This is a genomic window from Dolichospermum compactum NIES-806 (genome assembly GCF_002368115.1).
Lineage (GTDB): Bacteria > Cyanobacteriota > Cyanobacteriia > Cyanobacteriales > Nostocaceae > Dolichospermum > Dolichospermum compactum.
On the sequence record NZ_AP018316.1, the window covers coordinates 1,103,543 to 1,122,921 of the forward strand.

Sequence of the window (19,379 nt, forward strand, 5' to 3'; positions counted from 1 at the left end):
AACAGAAAAATTTAAAGGTATGTGAAGAAAAGTAAAATCACTCAAAACTCTCTTCCTGTTCCCTGTTCCCTTGCCCCAGCGACAATTTTTAACGCCCACCTACTTAATTAGGAACTTTAAGAATTGCTAATGAAGAGAATTACTCATGGTTGGTAAACTCTTTTTCAGAGTAACAATTCAAGTAATTATTTTTAGTTAGTTTATATACTTTTTGATTCTATGGTGAGATAACCCTGACGTGATAATTTACGAAGGTTTGTTTCACGCAGAGGCGCAGAGGCGCAAAGAGTAAGAGTTTGAAAGATGGAATTTTTGACTTTCATGCCTCAATATTGCTATCAGCAAGGCCAATTTTAGATAATAAATACCATCTCTCAAAATTCGCCAAAATTACCGCCTAATTCTTGCTGTAAGCGATACAAAATCGTGTTTTTATCAACTTGAGATAAAATTTCCTGAATGACGGTATTAGCGCCCAATTGTCCCCAAGTACAGCCTTTTTCTAGATATAACTGGGCGGCTTTACCGACTGTATAAGCACCGTAACCGGCAATCCCACCTTGGGCGATCGCACTCCCGAAAAAAGTAGTAATATTAAAAGGATTATCACCACTGCCTATAGCTGCGGCACTTTTACCTAAACCTAATATAAAACTACTGCCAATTTCACTTAATAATAAACCACCAGAACTAAATAAAATTGTTTTTAATAATTCACTGGCTTCATAGCTAGTCATGGGTAAACCATACAATTTAGCTAATGCCCGAATTAAGGCTAAATCCGTAATTAAACCACCAATTATATCTAAAAAAGCAATAGGATTTAAGCCAATAGCTATGGCTTTATATTGGCTAAACTTCCAAATAATATCTTCTGCTTCTTTTTCGCGGATATGAACGGTTTTTTGAGCAATATTTTCTTCGGATTCTCTAGCTTGAATTAGTGCATTTAAGGCTAAAAGAGATCGTCCTTCTCGATTTAATATATTTAAGATTGTTTGCTTTAATTCATCTACTTGCGGTGGCGGTGTTTCCCATTCAGAAGTAAAGCTTCCATCTGCATATTCTACTCTCACTTCCATTGGTGCAGGTTCAGCCGATATCATGACAATTTCATCGGGTAACAATGGCTGATTTTGGGTATTTCCTGCCCCTAATTGTTGAAGATTTTTATAAATTGCATTTTTGTCTGTATCGGGATATAAATCAATTTTATTAAATACCAAAATTAAAGGTTTTTGGGCTTGACGTAATTCTAATAATCCTTGATATTCAGTTCTCGTAATATCCCCAGAAACCACAAACAATATTAAATCAGCTTGACGCGCTACGTCTCGTGCCATTTGCGCCCGTGAATCTCCGGCAATTTCATCTAAACCGGGGGTATCAATTAATTCGACTAATACCTTATCTCCGGGTTTCCAAGGTACAGAACGTGGCCATTGAGTGACACCATTTAGGGGTCCGGTTTGCAGAATTTTTTCTCCCAATAAAGAATTTAATACTGCTGATTTTCCGCGACTGACTAAACCAAAAGCCGCAATTCTAATGACATTTGCATCTAATTTATTGAGTGTGGTATTTAAAGTTTCTATTTCTGGTTTTAGCAAACTTGCTAATTCTGGATTTGCGGCTAGTTGTCCCGATTTACGGAGATATCCATACCAAGATAATGCTTGTCTAAGACTAGCACGGGCGCGGGTTAAATGGGTTTCTTGTAGGTTACGATTCATAGGATTCTGGATTCTGTATTTTCAGATCCCCGACTTCTTTAAGAAGTCGGGGATCTAATTAATGCCGATAATTTGCGGTTCGGGTATTGGTTGTCAGTCTTCTAAATAAGATGAAATCAGCATTTCTAAAACTTCTTGAGCATTTTTTAAAGCCTCTTCATAAGTGTCTCCATGAGTACAAGGCTGCATAATATCTGTAAAATCTGGTAATGAGACTACATAACATTTATCTTCATTTGACCATTGAATAACAATTGTATATTTCAGTTCTCTAATTTTTTTGGGCATATCTAATATAATATCATTGTCCCAAATATGCTTCTAAGACTTTGGTATTATTTTGGATTTCTGTGGGACTACCAACGGCTAGATTTTGTCCTTCAGCTAATACCCAAACTCGATCACATAAGGACATAATTACGTCCATGTTATGTTCAATAATTAAAAATGTCATGCCGTCGTGACGATTCCAAGCTAGAATGCGATCGCTGATTTCATCAATTAATCTGGGATTTACGCCAGCAGCAGGTTCATCTAGTAATATTAACTTAGGATTGGTCATCAATGCCCGACCAATTTCTAAAAGTTTCCGCTGTCCCCCAGATAAACCACCGGCATAATCAGCGGCTTTTTTTTCTAAGCCTACAGATTCTAACAAAAACATTGCCCGTTCTTTTAGTTGCTTTTCTTCTTTAGCAACAATGTGGGGTTGAAATTGCACTTGCCAAAAGTTCTCACCGGTTTGTTTTTGCGCCCCCAGTAACATATTTTCTAATACTGATAATTTTGATAAAGCCCTGGCAACTTGAAAGGTTCTCACTAATCCCTGTTGGGCAATTTGGTATGGTTGTAATTGATGAATGGGTTCACCATCAAAAATCACTCTCCCTTTATCGGGACGAATAAAATTAGAGAGTAAATTAAATAAAGTAGTTTTCCCCGCCCCATTGGGACCAATTAACCCAGTAATGCTACCTTTAATCACTTCAATATTAGCTTCTTGAACTGCTTTAATGCCGCCAAAATTTTTACAAAGTCCAGTTGCAGCTAAAAGAGGTAGTTGGGGTGATTCGATATTATTTACCATTTTTAGGTTTTTTGTTGGTTTTTAATTATTGTTATCAAATAAAAATTGTCGGAGTTGATCAAATTTTATCCCTGTAAGACCTCAGCTACAGTTAACTTTAAATCACTAAATAGAGGCGAACAAATCATATCATCTCCTCTATAAACTTGCTCCTCATAAAAACCTTCCACCCATTCCAAAACCGTCACTTTTTGCCCAATTGGATCAACAATCCAATACTCAGTAATTCCCCGCGCCGCATACTCAGAACGCTTATAACGATAATCACGATTTTCCTGATTTGGACTTACTACTTCAACCACCAACAAAGGCAGCGGCATATCCATTAAAATTAGTGAGCGTGTAGCCCCCTGCATCACCTGAGCTAATTCTTCAGAAAACACCACCAAATCAGGAACACGCACCCCCACCTGCCGACTATTCACAGCAATTTCTGTTTTCATTCTTAACCGATAATATGGAATACCTAATTTCAGAAAATAGGCCACTAAAAACATCGCTATCCGACAATTTAGCTCACTTTCAGAAGGCATAGGAATTAATTCTCCGTTCTCAAATTCATATAAATTATCTGTCCCATCGTCATAATTAAGAAATTCCTCAAAAGTCATCTTGTTAGCAGTTGCAACTGTCATAGCTATTTCTCCCATAAACGGCTTGTATCAACTATTTTAACAATGAAACCCATAATTTTTTCTGAATCGGGTTTTATTCCTAAGTCCCATACTCTTCTGAAGTTCCCTGTTCCCTCTTGAAAACTGCTGATATTTTTAATCACCAACTTCCAATTATTTACCCAGAGTCAGTTCCTCCTTTTTCCCTAAAATACCTTGAGGTCGCCAAATCATCAACACCATTAAAAGTAAGCCAATAAACATGATCCGAAATGCACCAATGCGTTCTACATCTAGGGGAACAATTTTGGGTAAAAATTCTCTAGTGAGGGCATCATAGGCAAAGAAAATGACCGCACCTAAAATAGTTCCTAGATTATTGCCAGAGCCACCTAAAATTACCATAATCCAGGCATCAAATGTGAGTTGAGGTTGGAAGTTATCGGGGTAAATTGCGCCTAGTTGCCAAGCGAAAAATGATCCAGCAATACCAGCAATTGCCCCGCCTAACATTAATGATTGGAGTTTATAGGAAAAGACGTTTTTGCCTAATGCTTTGGGGACTTCTTCATCTTCACGAATAGATTTTAGCACTCTTCCCCAAGGCGATCGCACTAAAATTTCTACCCGCCAAAAGACAAAAGCTAACATTAATAGTATGAACAACATTAACCCGGCTTTGGGATTATAATTATAGAGTCCAATCACACCAGAAATATAAATTGCAGCAGCTAATAACCCTAAAGCAATTCCGACTATTAACCGAGAGATAAATTCTTGCTTAAGACTACTATTTCTGACTGTATTATTACTTGCAGAAATTTGAGCATTTCGCATCCAACGCCATAGAGAAAGTAATGTGATTCCTGTTAATAAAGTTAATACCCCAATCATCACCAAGCGGAAAAATAAATTGGGAGTTGTTGATAAAGGGATAACATAACTTTGCACACCGAAAGATCCCGATATCCACGTATTACCTACAGGTAAATCCTGATTATTGACTATTAATCGAATTAATTCACCTGTACCAATGGTGACAATTGAAAGATAGTCTTCGCGTAACCGCAAAGTTGCAAAGCCAATTAATAAACCAAGCATTGCGGCAACAATTGCCCCAATTCCCGCCGATAGCAGTAATGGTACGCCCTTGAGACTTAATAAAACCGTCGTATACGCACCCAAAGTCATAAAAGCAATATGACCAAAGTTAATTAAACCAGTAAAACCCCATTGGAGATTGAGTCCTAGTCCGAACAGGGCGAAGGTGGCGGTAGAAATGGCGAGAAAAATCAGATATTCGATCATAGTTTAGTTAGTTGTCATTGGTCATGTTTTAGTTGTCAGTTATCAGCCGTTAATGTAACGCAATATAAACTGAAACCCCCCTATATCCGTTATTCTATTAAAAACTGTATAAGACAAAGCAGGGATCGCCAAAAGCATACATTAAACTTGTGTTTGACCAACACTTTATTTGAGATTTCCCTATGGATTCTAGGGTACTTTGGCAACGATACCAGGACTGGTTGTATTTTCATCCAGGATTAGGACTGTATTTAGATATCAGTCGGATGCGTTTTGATGATGGGTTTGTGGCATCGTTACAACCTAAGTTCGAGAAAGCGTTTGCGGATATGGTGGAATTAGAAAAAGGGGCGATCGCCAATCCCGACGAAAACCGCATGGTAGGACATTACTGGTTGCGGAATCCAGATTTAGCCCCCACCCCCGAACTCACCCAAGAAATAGTTCAAACCTTAGAACAAATCGAAGCTTTTGCCGACCAGGTACACACCGGGGCAATTCATCCCCCCAAGGAATGCCGCTTCACAGATATCATTTCCATTGGTATTGGTGGTTCAGCCTTGGGTCCGCAATTTGTCGCCCAAGCCCTATCTCCCGATTTACCAGCCCTACAAATTCACTTTATTGACAATTCCGACCCCACCGGAATTGACCGGGTTCTTGCCCAAATTGGCAATAAACTAGCCACAACCTTGGTATTAGTCATTTCCAAATCTGGAGGCACACCCGAACCTCGCAACGGCATGATTGAGGTCAAACAAGCCTACACAGCCCAAAAATTAGACTTTGCTAAATATGCAGTTGCGATTACCGGACAAGATAGCAACCTGGATCAAGTCGCCAAAGCTGAAAATTGGTTAGCCCGGTTTTCCATGTACGATTGGGTAGGTGGACGTACCTCAGAAATGTCCGCTGTAGGGCTAGTACCTGCGGCATTACAGGGCATAAATATCCGTGCCATGCTGGATGGTGCAAAAGAAATGGATGATGCCACCCGCGTCCCCAATCTCAAAAACAACCCAGCCGCTTTATTAGCCCTTGCTTGGTATTTCTCAGGAAATGGCAAAGGTGAAAAAGATATGGTAGTCCTCCCCTACAAAGATAGCCTGTTGCTATTTAGCCGCTATTTGCAACAACTCATCATGGAATCTTTGGGTAAAGAAAAAGATTTAGATGGGAAAACTGTATTTCAAGGGATTGCAGTTTATGGTAACAAAGGTTCAACCGATCAACACGCCTATGTGCAACAATTGCGCGAAGGTGTCCCCAATTTCTTTGCCACCTTAATTGAAGTTTTAGAAGATCGTCAAGGAAAATCCGCAGAAGTTGATCCTGGAGTGACTTCCGGTGATTATCTCTGTGGTTTCTTGTTAGGAACTCGTCAAGCATTGTATGAGAATAACCGCGATTCGATTACAGTCAGCATCCCTCAAGTTAATGCTCGCACAGTTGGCGCGTTAATTGCATTGTATGAACGGGCTGTGGGTTTATATGCCAGTTTAGTAAATGTCAATGCTTATCATCAACCAGGTGTGGAAGCTGGTAAAAAAGCTGCCGCTGTGATTCTCGATTTACAAAAACGAGTTTTAGAAGTGTTACAAACCCAGAAAAAAGCACTTTCTATTTCTGAACTTGCAGAGATGTCCGGTGCTACTGAAGAAGTGGAAGCAATTTACAAAATTCTCCGTCATTTACACACCAATAATCGGGGTGTAGTATTAACTGGTGATTTTGCTAAACCTGGAAGCTTAACTGTTTCTCTAGGCTAAAAATTTAGATCCCCAATTTAGATACCCGACCTCTTTAAGAAGTCGGGTATCTTGTTTTTTGTTTTTAAATTTCCCTGCTATAAATTATCAAAAATATTAAAAGTATCATTAGATAGAGATAAGAAAATAACATATCAGGTAAATATGATAGATACGCTATAGCAGGAGTCAGGAGTCAGCACAAAATTATTAAATCCATTAATTCATCCATCTTTATCTGCGTTCATCTGCGGTTAATTATTCTTGAAATATTATTTTTTCAAAATAATTTTTAATAAAATTAGTAAATCAAGGAGATTAAATCATGTCTAATATTGTGAAAATATCCTCCGAAGATATTATTTATCACCTAAAAATATCTTGTCAACTCCCTAGTTTATTAGACGCGATCGCCACCAGAACAATTATTACAGAAACTGCCGAAAAAGAAGGTATTACCATCGAAATAGCAGAATTACAACAAACCGCAGATAGTTTACGATTAGCTAACAACCTGATTAAAGCAGAAGACACCTGGGAATGGTTACAAAAACATTATCTTACCTTAGATAACTTTGAAGAAATCGCAAACATCAATCTCCTATCGGCAAAATTAGCTCATCATTTATTTGCCGAGAAAGTTGAACCATTCTTTTATGCTCACCAACTTGATTACAGCGGGGCAGTTACCTATGAAATAATATTAGATGATGAAGATCTAGCTTTAGAAATATTTTATGCTCTTCAAGAAGGAGAAATTAGTTTTCAAGAAGTAGCTCGTCAATATATCGAAAATCCCGAAATTCGTCGCGCTGGAGGATATCAAGGTATCCGCAAACGTAGTGATTTTAGACCAGAAATTGCTGCCGCAGTTTTTGCAGCTAATCCCCCAGAAATTATTAAACCAGTCATTACACCCAAAGGAGTCCATATCATCATAGTTGAAGAAATCATTGCCCCCGAATTGAATGAACAAATGCGCGTAGCAATTCTTGGAGATTTATTTACTAATTGGTTAAAAGAGCAAATTAATAAATTAGAAATTGTCGCCACATTAGGAGATGAAATAAATTCTCCCCCTTCCCCAATACAAATATTTAGTGAAGCTAGTTAAAATTGCCAAGAGTTAGATCCCCGACTTATTAAAGAAGTCGGGGATATGAGGTCTTAGTATCATCCATCTAAAGTAGTATAAATATCCTCTGAATAAGCATTAAGATAAGGATATTGTAAATTAATTTTGTGGAAGGCAAATTGTTCCAAAATAGCCATCATACGACTGTCAGGATGATTATTTCCAGCTTGCCAAGCAGCAATTAAACCATTAGCAATCATTTGACAACGATTAGTCCCAAAACTTTCTTTTTCCGCCAGTTTATTGGTTGGTTCTTCCGCACAACCTAACCCTGGTGCTAGTTGCTTAGTAAACAACGGTACTTGTTGAGAAAAGCTATCTTGATTTTCTAAATATATCTTTTTTAAAATCGGGTAAATAGTTTTATATTCATGTTTATTAAAATACAGCACTGCTGAATCATAACGTCTATATTGATCAGGATTATAGAGAGCTTTAAAAGAGAAAGCAACTTGCATATTATTGAATTCTCTAGTCACATTCTCCATCACCGATACTGCTCCTTCAGAGGATAAATTAAAATAGATTCTGACAATATCTTGATTGTCTTGAGTACCTAAATTAGACACTGCCATATAGAATCCATTCTGAACTAGATTTTTAGGCATTTTAATTGCCACTAAATCCCCAACATTAGCTGATTTATCAACTTCTGATAAATATAAATCCCGCTCAATATGCAAAGTTAAACCATTTTTTTGTACTGCTAAACAACTATCTTCTTCTTCCTCAACTACCAACCAATTATTACTCCAATAACCTCTACCTGTATTACTTCTATGTAGTCTTTCGTAAAATTCCAAATCCATGCCAAACAAGCTATTATTACTAAGATTATTTATTTGAGTATCAGCACTAGGGTAGTTATCCCAAGAACCATTGTAATAAGCACTATAAAGAAAATTACGCAATTGGATACTCAAATGTTTTGTTTGAATATCTAAGGATAAATTCTTAAACCGAGCGATTAATGATTCTGGCAATTCTAATAATTTGTAAGTTGGATGCTTAATAGCATAAAATGACTCAATTTCCAAATAATCAACAATATTTTGCAGCGCTGTTTGTAATTCTTTTGGAAGTTGAACAAGTTGACTATAAACAGAATCTAATACTTGCATATAAACTTTCCTTCTCTAAACAAGAGATAAATTTCTAGCAGTTATTGTTGACAATTCCATTCCCAAAATTGTAGGAATAGATGCTTGAGGACGACATAATAAACTCTTAGCAACTTGGAGAATACAAATACCTGAATTATCAAAAGTTTTTTCATGTTGAAGTCTAGCTTGAATAGCTTTAATTAAAGCTAAACCGCTAAATTGCATCACTAATTCTAAAAAATCTGGACGCAGTTCTAAAATTTCTGGAAAAGTAGTTAAATAAGCCGTAACTAATGTAGATAAAGAAGGTTGAATCATTGATAGGGGAATAGCTGCTAAACGCAAACATTCCTCAATTGGTATAGTTTTACTAGAGACTATGCTATACAACCAAATTTGCAGATAACTAGCGATTATGGTCCCCAAATCATTAGCAGGATCTCCCCAATTACCTCTTTCCCAATCAATTAGTCGGACGATATTTTTATTTCCAGGTAATTTCTCCTCAATTTCTGTTTCCCAGTTCAAAGATAAAAGAATGTTATTGAGTTTCAGATCATTATGAATTAAACAACAGGGAGTAAAAGCCTGATTTAATTGTGCAATTGCTTTTCCTAAATTATCGTAACGTTGATAGAGAGCAAAAAACTTTAAACCATCAGCCGGAAGTTGACCAAATATTTGTGGTGTAATTCTATCTAATCCTTTGGTAATATTTTGAAATATTAGAGAATTTCCCAAGAAATTTTGGTAGCTTTGGTTGTTTATTGTCAGGCTATGAATGGCTGCAATCGTCGTACCAACTGATTGAGAAATCTCAGGAGAAAAATCCTGATTTTTGGCGTAAAATTCCGCCAAATCTTGATAGTTATTGAGATAATTGAAAACGATAATAGAGTTTTCTAAGTCAAAATGAATTACTTCTGATAAAGATGCTCGTAAATGACTTGTTTCTGGAAATTTTTGGCAAAAATCATGAACTTTCCACTCATCTATAAATTCACCTAAAGTTTTGCCATTTCGATCATAACGCTCTTGTTTTACTAAGAGTTGATGACCATCTGATAAACTAATTAATAAATTAAAGTTTTTAGCAGATTTAAGTTCTATTTTACTTAATGACTGCTCTTCTGGCTGACAAATTTTGTTTTCAATCAGGTAGTTGAAAACATTACTAGAACTTATGAGAAATGGCATGATTTCAAATGATAATAATATGTGCAATAAATCCCTGTTGTTTAGTCAATTTCTAGATTTAGGTAAATCATTAACGTAATAAATGGAAAATTATTTATTTTTTAAATGCCCTTGTTAATAATGAGATAGTATCTATAGCATAGATAGCCAAGACAAATTCCAACGCCTTCACACCATAATTAAGTATTTGATGAACATCATTATATTCACCACCAAAGATAGATATAGAGTCCATATCATCTAGATTGATAATAAACTTTTTTCCATGAGCATTATGTAGATCAGAAATTGTCACATTAGCCATTTCTTACCTCTACAAAAATTAAATTTTTATGTCTGCAAATTTATGTACCCCACCAGTTTGAATATCAGATCCAATTTTATTAACTATCCAGGATTATTAGTAACGAATCTGATGTTAATAACATAGATTTGTTTTTACTTTTTAACCCTGGATGGTTGTATGGGCTTTGTAGTTGACTACAAAGCCAAGTAATTAGTAGCCGTAGCCACCACCAGTGTGGGAATCGTTGCTGAAGGATTTAGCAATATGCTTAATACTAGCGATCGCATATCCATCAACTAAGAATTCCAAGTATTTAACACCAAAATCGCCATAAACACCAAAATCGCTAAAACCGCTACCACCACCGTTGATTGATACAGAAGCTGCATCATTCAAATCATTAAGATAGCTTTCGGAATCTTGAAATAATTCAGAACCAGTTACATTTAATTGAGAAAGAGTAATACTTGCCATAATTTCCTCCAAGAAAACTTGTCTTTTGTAAGTGGGAATTTGTGAATTGGTTAAGTTGGTGTTTCCTTAACCGTTACAACTATTTTTATTCATCAGAAACAGAAAAATCAAGGCTTTGAACCCAGTAAAAAAGACACAAATATCTGCATTCTGTCTTTTATTAAAAGCGTAAATTCTGGGATTTAGCTAATTAAATAAGACTGACAGATTGGCAGAAAGCTCGATATCCTTCGTTCGGGTTTAGCACTGATGAACCCCTACTAAATAAAAAATCGTGCATCTTCAGGTTACTAACTCTGAAAACACACGAAAATCCGGAAAATATTGAATTTTTTCACAACAGATATTAAAAATCAAACTTGTTTATCAAACTATCTGTTGTATCTTTGAGACTGATTTTCCACTGTTCCATACTACTGTCTAGTTCCTTTAATAGTGTTGAAAGATCAGTTGTATTAGTGGTTATTGGCGGATTTCTTCTGTCTTTTCTCATCGTGTAACCACCCTTAAGAGTCTTCATTTCCCAAGGTGTCAGTTCATCCAGAATCGGTTCTGAAATCCTCAGTTCTAATTCAGAAATTGTGATTTTCACTATTCATTCACCTCCTTGAATACTCCATTTGCATGGAATCAGGCTAAAAATTTATCCTGCTCTTATATTTTGGAATAGTATCTGACAAAATAAATGATTTGAAACTAATTTATTAGACCCAAATAAGGGTGTTTTGTCCATGAAAACAAAAAAAGCAAAGAAAGTTTCCTAAAAGTAACTTCCCTTGCCTTAGATGAATTAAAAACTATCAACCTCTGTCAAAAGGTGGAAATTTCTTTCTAGCTTTAGTAATTAACCAACAAATGCTAAACGAGGTGCGATCGCAGCAGGACGTTCTACACCTTTGAGGTAAGCAAGAACAGTATCCGCATCAGATACTTCAAAGGGGTCACTACCACAGTTATCTTCAAAACCAGGTTCAATGAACATTTTTTCAATTTCGCCGTTATTAACAACCATTGCATAACGCCAAGAACGCATTCCAAAACCGATGTTAGATTTATCAACTAACATTCCCATTTTGCGGCTAAATTCTCCACTACCATCTGGTAACAAGAAGACATTCTTAGCACCTTGTTGTTTGCCCCATTGGAACATTACAAATGCGTCATTAACTGACAAACAAATGATTTGATCAACACCTTGCGCTTTGAATTCCTCAAACAGTTCTTCATAGCGAGGCAAATGTGTAGAAGAACAGGTAGGAGTAAAAGCACCGGGGAGAGCGAATAATACTACTTTCTTACCGGCAAAAATTTCTTGTGTGGTGACATCTTTCCAAGTGTAAGGATTGGGTCCGCCTATAGATTCATCCCGAACACGAGTCTTGAATACTACATTTGGAACGTGAGTAATAGCAGTCATAAATACCTCTTTTTTCGATGGAAGATTTTAACTCGTGTTGCTGCTTTTGCTTAGGGCATCAGTAGCTCATCTTGTAAATCAGAATAATTCTGATTTAGGAATTAGTCAATAGTTATAAATACTTATTTTATAATGTATTTTTTAAAAAAGCTTAGTTCTTAAAAAGGAAAAGTTATAATAGGAGTTTATATCTTTATATAGCTAAGTAAATCCTATGCAGCCAAAAGCTAATGATATTATCAAAACCCTTAAAAATAGAGGGTTGCGAGTCACACCCCAGAGATTTGGCGTTTATGCCAACCTCTTAGCAAGAGAAGATCACCCGACGGTTGATCAAATTCTGAGAGACTTGAATCAAGAAGCACCCACTTCTTCTCAGGCAACCGTATATGCGGCACTCCAGGCACTACGAGAGGTAGGTTTGGTGCGAGAAGTGCTATTAGAGCAAGGTGTATCTCGTTATGATGCTAACGTTGCCCCCCACCATCATTTTCGCTGTAACTGCTGTGGTGCGATTGAAGATATCAACTGGAATACTTTCCCAAATATTGATCTTAGTCAACTGCGACAGGGGTTAAAAGTAGAACGGTATGAAGTAACAGTTGAGGGAGTGTGCGATGCTTGCCGCACCCATATTTGATATAATAATTAACTAGAATTGCATAGGAGCAAACAATGTACGACAGCGATAAACGTAAATTATTATCAGCATTGTGTCATGGAGCAATTTTTTTTAGCACCACCATTGTCTCCATTGGATTACCTATAGCCATACTCTTTGTATCAGATGATCCTGTCGTCAAAGACAATGCCAAAGAATCTATCAATTTCCACTTTAATGTTTGGTTATATGGATCAATTCTAGGGGCATTGTTTTTTCTGATTGGTTGGTTGATTGTACCATTATTCATCTTGTTCCCACTGGCAGGTTTAGGTTATATCCTGCACTGGGGATTGACAATTTGGGCGCTAATTGGTGTTTTTAGTAATCCTGATCAACCTTGTCGTTATCCGTTTATCTTTCGAGTTCTTTAGATCAAATCTGGGAAAATATGGTAATTTAATTAATCATAGACTTTTGATTAAACAACTTACCAAAATTAATTGCATGATTTTTTAAGATTGTTTTTTGCAAATTTGTTATAAGCAAATGTCTATCAAGTTGTAAAATATAAAATTGCCCCACAGCTTCATCAACAGTAGGGCAAAAGACAGTTAAAGCACTGCTTGTAGTTTGTCTGAATAGAGCAAGCTAGAAACTTGCTTTTGTGACGCTTTATTCTGTGTCCATTGCATTCTTTTTTGTTTCATTCAGTGAAAAAAAAGTTTGCCTACCGCACACTATTCGCGTTTAAAAAGGAATTTAAACTCCTTTATTTACGAATACAATCCTTCATTCCGTGAAATCCTTAAATCCGTTAAATCAGTGATCAAAATTTATGTTTCCTATACATCGCCCTCGTCGTCTGCGTAGCCATACCCAATTACGCCGTATGGTACGTGAAACCGTTTTAACTACTAACGATTTGATTTATCCATTGTTTGCTGTACCAGGAGAAGGTATTGCCAAGGAAGTCAAATCTATGCCCGGTGTTTATCAACTTTCAGTAGATAAGATTGTTGAGGAAGCTAAAGAGGTTTATGACTTAGGAATTCCGGCAATTATCTTATTTGGAATTCCGGCAGATAAAGACATAGATGCTACCGGGGCATGGCATGATTGTGGCATTGTCCAAAAAGCAGCAACCGCAGTTAAAAATGCCGTTCCTGATTTAATTGTCATGGCTGATACTTGTTTATGTGAATATACAAGTCATGGACATTGTGGTTATTTACAAGTGGGTGATTTAACAGGTAGGGTTTTAAATGACCCAACTTTAGAATTATTAAAGAAAACCGCTGTTTCCCAAGCTCAAGCCGGTGCAGATATTATCGCACCTTCGGGGATGATGGATGGTTTTGTGCAAGCTATTCGCGCAGGTTTGGATGAAGCGGGATTTGAAGATATCCCCATTATGTCTTATGCTGCTAAATATGCTTCGGCTTATTATGGGCCATTTAGAGATGCTGCTGACTCAACACCGCAATTTGGAGATAGACGCACTTACCAAATGGACCCCGGTAACGCTCGTGAAGCGCTGAAAGAAATTGAGTTAGATATTGCTGAAGGTGCTGATATGTTGATGGTAAAACCAGCTTTGGCATATATGGATATTATCTGGCGCGTTAAGGAAGCTACTCATTTACCTGTGGCTGCTTACAATGTATCTGGTGAATATGCGATGGTGAAGGCTGCGGCTTTAAATGGTTGGATTGATGAGCAGCGTGTGGTTATGGAGACTTTGACTGGCTTTAAACGGGCTGGTGCTGATTTAATTTTGACTTACCACGCTAAGGATGCGGCTCGGTGGTTGTAAGTTAGAATATTATCTCACGCAGAGGCGCAGAGGCGCGGAGAGGGTTTTTGTGTTTGGGCGTGAGATTTTTGGTATTTTGGATAAAGTACAAGATAATTTTTTATGTCTTATGCAATATTCAATTGAACAAATTCCCGTCAACTTCAATAAAATGATTCAGGAAGTTCAACAAGGTGAACAAATCGAAATTACCCAAGCAGGTAAACAAATTGCTGTGATTATTTCTACCGCTGAATATGAAAGATTATTAAATAAAATACCAAGTTTTGGGGAATCTATAGAACAATTTCGTCAGGAATATAATGTAGAGTCAGCGGAAATTAACCCCGATGAAATTTTTGCAGGGGTGCGTGATAAATCACCTGGAAGAGAGGTCGTATTTTAATTTTATGCTCTTTCTTTTAGATACTAATATCCTCTCAGAACCATTACGCAATAATGTTGCAGATTACGCCAATTTTCAAAACTTAACAATTGAGAACTGGTTAGACCTTTAGCATCTAATTCGGTGTTAACACCTCTACTGATTTGATTTTGACTAACGGGTGTTAAGGTAGAAATTATGATTAAGACCTCAGATAAAGCGCCAAGCTACATTAAACCGCTACCTACGCAAGATTCATAAAATTAGCCTGTGTTAATAACTACATTTATTTTGTGAATTTCGCCGTGTGTAATAGCTTATTCACATTGAAACTGGTTATGGGTAATTGTCTTCTTTTTGCTTCTTTGACAAAAGTAATATAAAATGCCCTGTGTTACCAGTACGGTTCACTAGGATCAAAAGTTTTTGAGCTAGAGAACATTAGTCCATTGGCCAGGTGCGAGATAAAATACTATGAATCCCATTAATTTAAGTTGGAGTAAGCTGGTTGTTACAGCCGTTTCTTTTGTCGCATTATCGCCAATATCTTCTGCATTAGCAGTATCACGACTTTCTTCCCCAGTTGCATCAAAGTTAGGTAATTCTCCACAAACGCAACTTTTGATAGGTCAATCTGAAGGTGAAGCAATTGATATTCCCGTTAGTACGAGTTTTTCACCAGAGAAGAAATCAGCCTTTACGCTTTATATATGGCAACCTGGGGGAACAATCAAAGAAGTAATTGCCCGTGTTTCTATTAAGAGTAAATATGGTAATAAATACCGTCAAGAAAGGTTTTTAGGTGATTATAAATATAAGATTAAGCAAAAGGCTAAGTTTGTTAAAGGATTCAAATTAGGCGATCGCATCGTTATCCGCTTATATGACACTAATAATCGCTTCATTGGTTACAGTGAATTTGTTTGTTTGCCGGAAAATACTGCGGTTAACTTGATTTTATCCGCTAATCCTACAGAAAACAAAGTAGTTCGCACCTTTTATGGTTTTGATGTCAATAATGATAGCATTGTTGATAATACCAATGCCTACGATTATTTCACGGAAGTTAATAACCAAAAAGTTACTTTCCTGAATAGTTCGGAAAAGATTAATATTGTCCAATATCAAGCCGCAGGATTTGCCAAAGTTGCCACCACAGGCACTTATCCGACTTCCTTTAGCGAAGGTGATTTTGCTGTAGTGGGTAAATCTATCAATGCCTTTGATTCTACCTTAGCAAAAGCCTTAACAGCTAATCCTGGTAGTTTGGTAAGATTGACTCCAATTAGTGCAAACTCCAGTTTTGAACTTGGCAAATTATTAAGTGAATATCGGCAAATAGGTGTAGCCAAAGGTATTCAAGTCTCATTTTCTGATATCTCCAAAAACTATTGGGCTAAGGAATATATTTCTGAATTGGCTGCAATAGAAGTAATTGGTGGATTTCCAGATGGTACTTTCCGTCCGAATGCACCTGTAACTCGTGCCGAATTAGCAGCATTATTACAAAAAGTCTTTATTAAAAGTAAAGTTCGAGAAGCAATTAATTTTAAAGATGTTCCTAAGCAATATTGGGCTTATGATGCCATTCGAGAAACTTACGAAATGGGCTTTTTTACTATTCTCAACAGCAAAAACTTTAACCCCACACAAAAGCTGAACCGCCTAGATGTTTTAATAACTTTGGCCAAAGGATTGAATTATAAATTTACAGGTTCAACAGCAAATATCCTTTCAGTTTATAGTGATGCTTCTAGTATTAGAAACGAACATCGTAATTTTATCGCCGCCTTAACAGAAAATAATGTAATTACTAATTATCCCAATAAGAAATTACTAAATCCTAAAAAAGTTGCCACCAGAGCAGATGTTTGTGCTTTATTGTACAAGGCAATGGTGAGTGCTGGAGAAGTGGCAGATTTACCTGTAAAATAAACTGCCTAACCTAGTACCGCAGGGCGTTCGTCAAAAGTCAAAAGTCAAAACGAATATACAATCAGCTTTCCAGTAGTTTGGAATGGTCTATTTATTTCCGCCGACCTGTACTAGCCTTGTTCCTTACCTACTTTTTCAACTTAGTGTAAGCATTCAGCTAAAACCGGATTTTAGGGGTTTTGAAGTGGGGAGACTGACATCAGAAGCATTCAGCTATCAGTGGTCAGCAGTCAGCTAAAACTGGATATTCAGAATGCTGATCAATTCAACTCTTGCTGATAGCTGATGGCTGAATGCTTACAACTTAGCTATCCAGGTGTAGATGTTGATTGTTACCAACTCAAGTTACTCTAAAAAGTGATTGACATAAGTTGATAACACAACAAAACACAGAATATGGAAACAGAGCATAGTCTAATTCTGGATTTAACAATCGTCTTAGTCGCTACGGCATTAGGAGGATTTTTGTCCCATAGGTTGCATCAACCTGTGATACTTGGTTATTTAGTAAGTGGTTTTGCTATTGGACCTTTTGGTTTAAAGTTATTAAGCAACGTTGCTGATATTAAATCTTTAGCAGAAATTGGTGTCGCCTTCCTACTGTTTGCCTTAGGTGTAGAATTTTCTTTAGCAGACCTAAAACGAGTTAAAGAAATTGCGATTAAAGGCAGTTTACTACAAATTGGTTTAACAATTACCTTAGTAACAATAGTAACCCTCTCCACAGGGTGGGCTTCTGGAATTACAAAAGGCATTTTCTTAGGAGCAGTTTTATCTCTTTCTTCCACAGCAATAGTATTAAAAACACTCACCGAAAAGGGTGAAACTAATACCGTGCATGGCCAAATTATGTTAGCAATTTTAATTGCTCAAGATTTAGCTTTAGGTGTGATGTTAGCAATACTTCCTGCTTTGCAACAACCCGAAAATATTGCTGTAGCACTAGGCTTTGCTTTAGTCAAAATTGCCCTGTTTGCAGTAGTCGCAATTATATTAAGTCTGTGGATAGTTCCCCGGGTTTTAAGTAATATTGCCGCTACAGAAAGTAATGAATTATTTCTCTTGGTTGTAATTGCCTTATGCTTAGGAGTTGCATTAACAACTGCATATTTAGGTCTTTCCATTGCCATGGGGGCATTTGTGGCTGGTTTAATGATATCGGAAATTGATTATGCTGACCAGGCATTAGCCAGAATTTTACCGTTGCGAGATACATTTGCAAGTTTGTTTTTTGCATCCATTGGAATGCTGATTGATCCAGCTATTTTGATCAACAATTTTGGCATAATTTTAGAACTTGTAGCTTTGGTTATGTTGGGGAAAGCAGCAATTATTTTAGGCATTGTTTTAAAATTTGACTACTCTCTCAAAAATGCCATTATCGTCAGTTTGGGAATTAACCAAATTGGTGAATTTTCTTTTGTATTAGCCTTAGCTGGTTTAAAATTAGAATTGCTATCTCCACAAACCTATTCTTTATTATTAGGAACAACAGCAATTACACTCATTTTTACACCTTTATCACTCAAAATTGCACCTTTAATTGCCGATTATCTAAATCAAAACCCCTTCCTAGCAAAGTTCTTACAACGCTTTTCTGTACCAAAAACAATATCTATGCCAGAAATAATTACTGGTCATGTAGTAGTAGCAGGTTATGGTAGAGTTGGGCAAGTAATTGTTAGCATATTACAAAGCCAAGGATATCCAGTTGTAGTAATTGAAAATAGCGAAGCATCTGTACAAAGATTAAGAATGCGCCAAATTCCTTATATTTTTGGTGATGCAGATTCGGAGTTAGTATTAGAAAAAGCACATTTAGAAACAGCCAAAGCTTTAGCGATCGCCCTTCCAGATCCTGCCAGTACCCGCTTACTTTTGAAAAATGCTTTAACTATTGCCCCTGATTTAGATGTAATTGCTCGTTCACACAGTAATAAGGAAATTGATATTTTAGTTCAAATGGGTGCGAAAGAAGTAGTACAACCTGAATTTGAAGCAGCATTAGAGCTAGGAAATCATTTACTAAGAACATTGGGCGCAGGAGACAGTTACATCCAAACTGTGATCAATACTATTCGTAAAGATAGATATTTAAGTGTTAGACCTGAGTAATAATAGACATCTTTATGCCAAATATATATCTTTGAGTGTAGCCCTAAATCCATTAAATTTTTCTGTTCACCTACTTACAACTTCTAATTGTCATTTCATTGGGAGGATTGCGAAAAGGTTCAAATAGACAGCTTGTAACTGCCATTTTCACTAATAATCCTAAATCGGAAGTTACAGGTTTTGATTTATTAGGAACAAACCAAATATCTATTTCTCTAACTTCGCTTTTTACGTCTTTACCAATATCTACTTGACCTAAAGGTTTTAATAATTCCTCTAGATATTCTTTTGCAAATTGGTCATGGGCTTCTCTCGTCATACAAAATCTATAATTAATAAGTAAGTTTGCACGAGTTGTAAATTTAACCAGCTAATTGTCCTGATATGACACATTTGAGACTGAAATAGCAAATAACTATAGCATTTCTCCATTTACAGTAGTCGGC

General features: G+C 36.6%; 19 protein-coding genes and 1 pseudogene. 8 read left to right on the forward strand and 12 right to left on the reverse strand.

Going from position 1 to position 19,379, the window contains the following annotated elements; translation table 11 throughout:
- Positions 1–374: 374 nt before the first annotated feature.
- From CA730_RS05255 to CA730_RS05275, 5 genes are all read right to left on the reverse strand, one after another.
- Entirely contained in the window at positions 375–1,733 is a 1,359-nt protein-coding gene (locus CA730_RS05255; protein ID WP_096664851.1) for a GTP-binding protein, read from the reverse strand.
- Between the two features lie 93 nt (positions 1,734–1,826).
- On the reverse strand, positions 1,827–2,000 hold the full coding sequence (locus tag CA730_RS05260) for a type II toxin-antitoxin system HicB family antitoxin (protein ID WP_157750058.1): 174 nt from the start codon (positions 1,998–2,000) through the stop codon (positions 1,827–1,829).
- Between the two features lie 34 nt (positions 2,001–2,034).
- Positions 2,035–2,820, reverse strand: a complete 786-nt coding sequence (locus CA730_RS05265) for an ABC transporter ATP-binding protein (protein ID WP_096664857.1) — start codon at positions 2,818–2,820, stop codon at positions 2,035–2,037.
- A gap of 65 nt (positions 2,821–2,885) precedes the next feature.
- On the reverse strand, positions 2,886–3,455 hold the full coding sequence (locus CA730_RS05270) for a Uma2 family endonuclease (RefSeq protein WP_096671298.1): 570 nt from the start codon (positions 3,453–3,455) through the stop codon (positions 2,886–2,888).
- 153 nt (positions 3,456–3,608) lie between these two features.
- A complete protein-coding gene (locus tag CA730_RS05275; protein WP_096664860.1) occupies positions 3,609–4,742 on the reverse strand; it encodes a branched-chain amino acid ABC transporter permease in 1,134 nt (377 codons plus the stop codon).
- Between the two features lie 182 nt (positions 4,743–4,924).
- Here CA730_RS05275 and CA730_RS05280 point away from each other — a divergent pair, with 182 nt between their 5' ends.
- Positions 4,925–6,511, forward strand: a complete 1,587-nt coding sequence (locus CA730_RS05280; RefSeq protein WP_096664863.1) for a glucose-6-phosphate isomerase — start codon at positions 4,925–4,927, stop codon at positions 6,509–6,511.
- Between the two features lie 304 nt (positions 6,512–6,815).
- Entirely contained in the window at positions 6,816–7,604 is a 789-nt protein-coding gene (locus CA730_RS05285) for a peptidylprolyl isomerase (protein WP_096664866.1), read from the forward strand.
- Positions 7,605–7,663: 59 nt separating this feature from the next.
- On the opposite strand, the gene CA730_RS05290 is transcribed toward CA730_RS05285, so the two are convergent.
- From CA730_RS05290 to CA730_RS05315, 6 genes are all read right to left on the reverse strand, one after another.
- The gene (locus tag CA730_RS05290; RefSeq protein WP_096664869.1) at positions 7,664–8,746 is read right to left on the reverse strand and encodes a T3SS effector HopA1 family protein; all 1,083 of its coding nucleotides are present in this window, start codon (positions 8,744–8,746) and stop codon (positions 7,664–7,666) included.
- 15 nt (positions 8,747–8,761) lie between these two features.
- Positions 8,762–9,925, reverse strand: a complete 1,164-nt coding sequence (locus CA730_RS05295; RefSeq protein WP_096664872.1) for a phosphotransferase — start codon at positions 9,923–9,925, stop codon at positions 8,762–8,764.
- A 94-nt stretch (positions 9,926–10,019) separates the two neighbouring features.
- On the reverse strand, positions 10,020–10,229 hold the full coding sequence (locus CA730_RS05300; RefSeq protein WP_096664875.1) for a hypothetical protein: 210 nt from the start codon (positions 10,227–10,229) through the stop codon (positions 10,020–10,022).
- A 192-nt stretch (positions 10,230–10,421) separates the two neighbouring features.
- The gene (locus CA730_RS05305; RefSeq protein WP_096664878.1) at positions 10,422–10,685 is read right to left on the reverse strand and encodes a hypothetical protein; all 264 of its coding nucleotides are present in this window, start codon (positions 10,683–10,685) and stop codon (positions 10,422–10,424) included.
- Positions 10,686–11,031: 346 nt separating this feature from the next.
- Positions 11,032–11,277, reverse strand: coding sequence for a hypothetical protein (locus CA730_RS05310; RefSeq protein ID WP_096664881.1), 246 nt, complete (start codon positions 11,275–11,277; stop codon positions 11,032–11,034).
- Between the two features lie 252 nt (positions 11,278–11,529).
- Positions 11,530–12,102: a peroxiredoxin gene (locus CA730_RS05315; protein ID WP_096664884.1), complete on the reverse strand. Its 573-nt coding sequence runs from the start codon at positions 12,100–12,102 to the stop codon at positions 11,530–11,532.
- A 214-nt stretch (positions 12,103–12,316) separates the two neighbouring features.
- Between CA730_RS05315 and CA730_RS05320 the strand changes: the two genes are divergently transcribed.
- The 6 genes from CA730_RS05320 (at position 12,317) to CA730_RS05345 (ending at position 18,933) form a co-directional block, all read left to right on the forward strand.
- Positions 12,317–12,742, forward strand: a complete 426-nt coding sequence (locus tag CA730_RS05320) for a Fur family transcriptional regulator (protein WP_096664887.1) — start codon at positions 12,317–12,319, stop codon at positions 12,740–12,742.
- Positions 12,743–12,777: 35 nt separating this feature from the next.
- Positions 12,778–13,137 (forward strand): DUF4870 domain-containing protein, encoded by a 360-nt coding sequence (locus CA730_RS05325; RefSeq protein WP_096664890.1) that lies wholly within the window; start codon positions 12,778–12,780, stop codon positions 13,135–13,137.
- Between the two features lie 404 nt (positions 13,138–13,541).
- Complete coding sequence (gene hemB / locus CA730_RS05330; protein WP_096664893.1) at positions 13,542–14,519, forward strand: porphobilinogen synthase; 978 nt, start codon at positions 13,542–13,544, stop codon at positions 14,517–14,519.
- Positions 14,520–14,628: 109 nt separating this feature from the next.
- Entirely contained in the window at positions 14,629–14,904 is a 276-nt protein-coding gene (locus tag CA730_RS05335; protein ID WP_096671300.1) for a type II toxin-antitoxin system prevent-host-death family antitoxin, read from the forward strand.
- A gap of 453 nt (positions 14,905–15,357) precedes the next feature.
- Complete coding sequence (locus CA730_RS05340) at positions 15,358–16,818, forward strand: S-layer homology domain-containing protein (protein ID WP_096664897.1); 1,461 nt, start codon at positions 15,358–15,360, stop codon at positions 16,816–16,818.
- Between the two features lie 396 nt (positions 16,819–17,214).
- Positions 17,215–18,933 carry a cation:proton antiporter gene (locus tag CA730_RS05345; protein ID WP_096664901.1) on the forward strand — a complete coding sequence of 573 codons (1,719 nt, stop codon included), beginning with the start codon at positions 17,215–17,217 and terminating at the stop codon, positions 18,931–18,933.
- A 76-nt stretch (positions 18,934–19,009) separates the two neighbouring features.
- Here the strand turns inward: CA730_RS05345 and CA730_RS05350 are convergent.
- Positions 19,010–19,252 (reverse strand): annotated as a pseudogene (locus CA730_RS05350) (hypothetical protein); the annotation flags it as partial.
- Positions 19,253–19,379: the final 127 nt, after the last annotated feature.

Coding starts and splice junctions, on each gene's coding strand:
- CA730_RS05325 (WP_096664890.1), top strand. CDS start 12,778: ATGTACGACAGCGATAAACGTAAATTATTATCAGCATTGTGTCATGGA.
- CA730_RS05255 (WP_096664851.1), bottom strand. CDS start 1,733: ATGAATCGTAACCTACAAGAAACCCATTTAACCCGCGCCCGTGCTAGT.
- CA730_RS05295 (WP_096664872.1), bottom strand. CDS start 9,925: ATGCCATTTCTCATAAGTTCTAGTAATGTTTTCAACTACCTGATTGAA.
- CA730_RS05335 (WP_096671300.1), top strand. CDS start 14,629: ATGCAATATTCAATTGAACAAATTCCCGTCAACTTCAATAAAATGATT.
- CA730_RS05300 (WP_096664875.1), bottom strand. CDS start 10,229: ATGGCTAATGTGACAATTTCTGATCTACATAATGCTCATGGAAAAAAG.
- CA730_RS05315 (WP_096664884.1), bottom strand. CDS start 12,102: ATGACTGCTATTACTCACGTTCCAAATGTAGTATTCAAGACTCGTGTT.
- CA730_RS05285 (WP_096664866.1), top strand. CDS start 6,816: ATGTCTAATATTGTGAAAATATCCTCCGAAGATATTATTTATCACCTA.
- CA730_RS05340 (WP_096664897.1), top strand. CDS start 15,358: ATGAATCCCATTAATTTAAGTTGGAGTAAGCTGGTTGTTACAGCCGTT.
- CA730_RS05290 (WP_096664869.1), bottom strand. CDS start 8,746: ATGCAAGTATTAGATTCTGTTTATAGTCAACTTGTTCAACTTCCAAAA.
- CA730_RS05265 (WP_096664857.1), bottom strand. CDS start 2,820: ATGGTAAATAATATCGAATCACCCCAACTACCTCTTTTAGCTGCAACT.
- CA730_RS05305 (WP_096664878.1), bottom strand. CDS start 10,685: ATGGCAAGTATTACTCTTTCTCAATTAAATGTAACTGGTTCTGAATTA.
- CA730_RS05320 (WP_096664887.1), top strand. CDS start 12,317: ATGCAGCCAAAAGCTAATGATATTATCAAAACCCTTAAAAATAGAGGG.
- CA730_RS05345 (WP_096664901.1), top strand. CDS start 17,215: ATGGAAACAGAGCATAGTCTAATTCTGGATTTAACAATCGTCTTAGTC.
- CA730_RS05270 (WP_096671298.1), bottom strand. CDS start 3,455: ATGACAGTTGCAACTGCTAACAAGATGACTTTTGAGGAATTTCTTAAT.
- CA730_RS05280 (WP_096664863.1), top strand. CDS start 4,925: ATGGATTCTAGGGTACTTTGGCAACGATACCAGGACTGGTTGTATTTT.
- hemB (WP_096664893.1), top strand. CDS start 13,542: ATGTTTCCTATACATCGCCCTCGTCGTCTGCGTAGCCATACCCAATTA.
- CA730_RS05275 (WP_096664860.1), bottom strand. CDS start 4,742: ATGATCGAATATCTGATTTTTCTCGCCATTTCTACCGCCACCTTCGCC.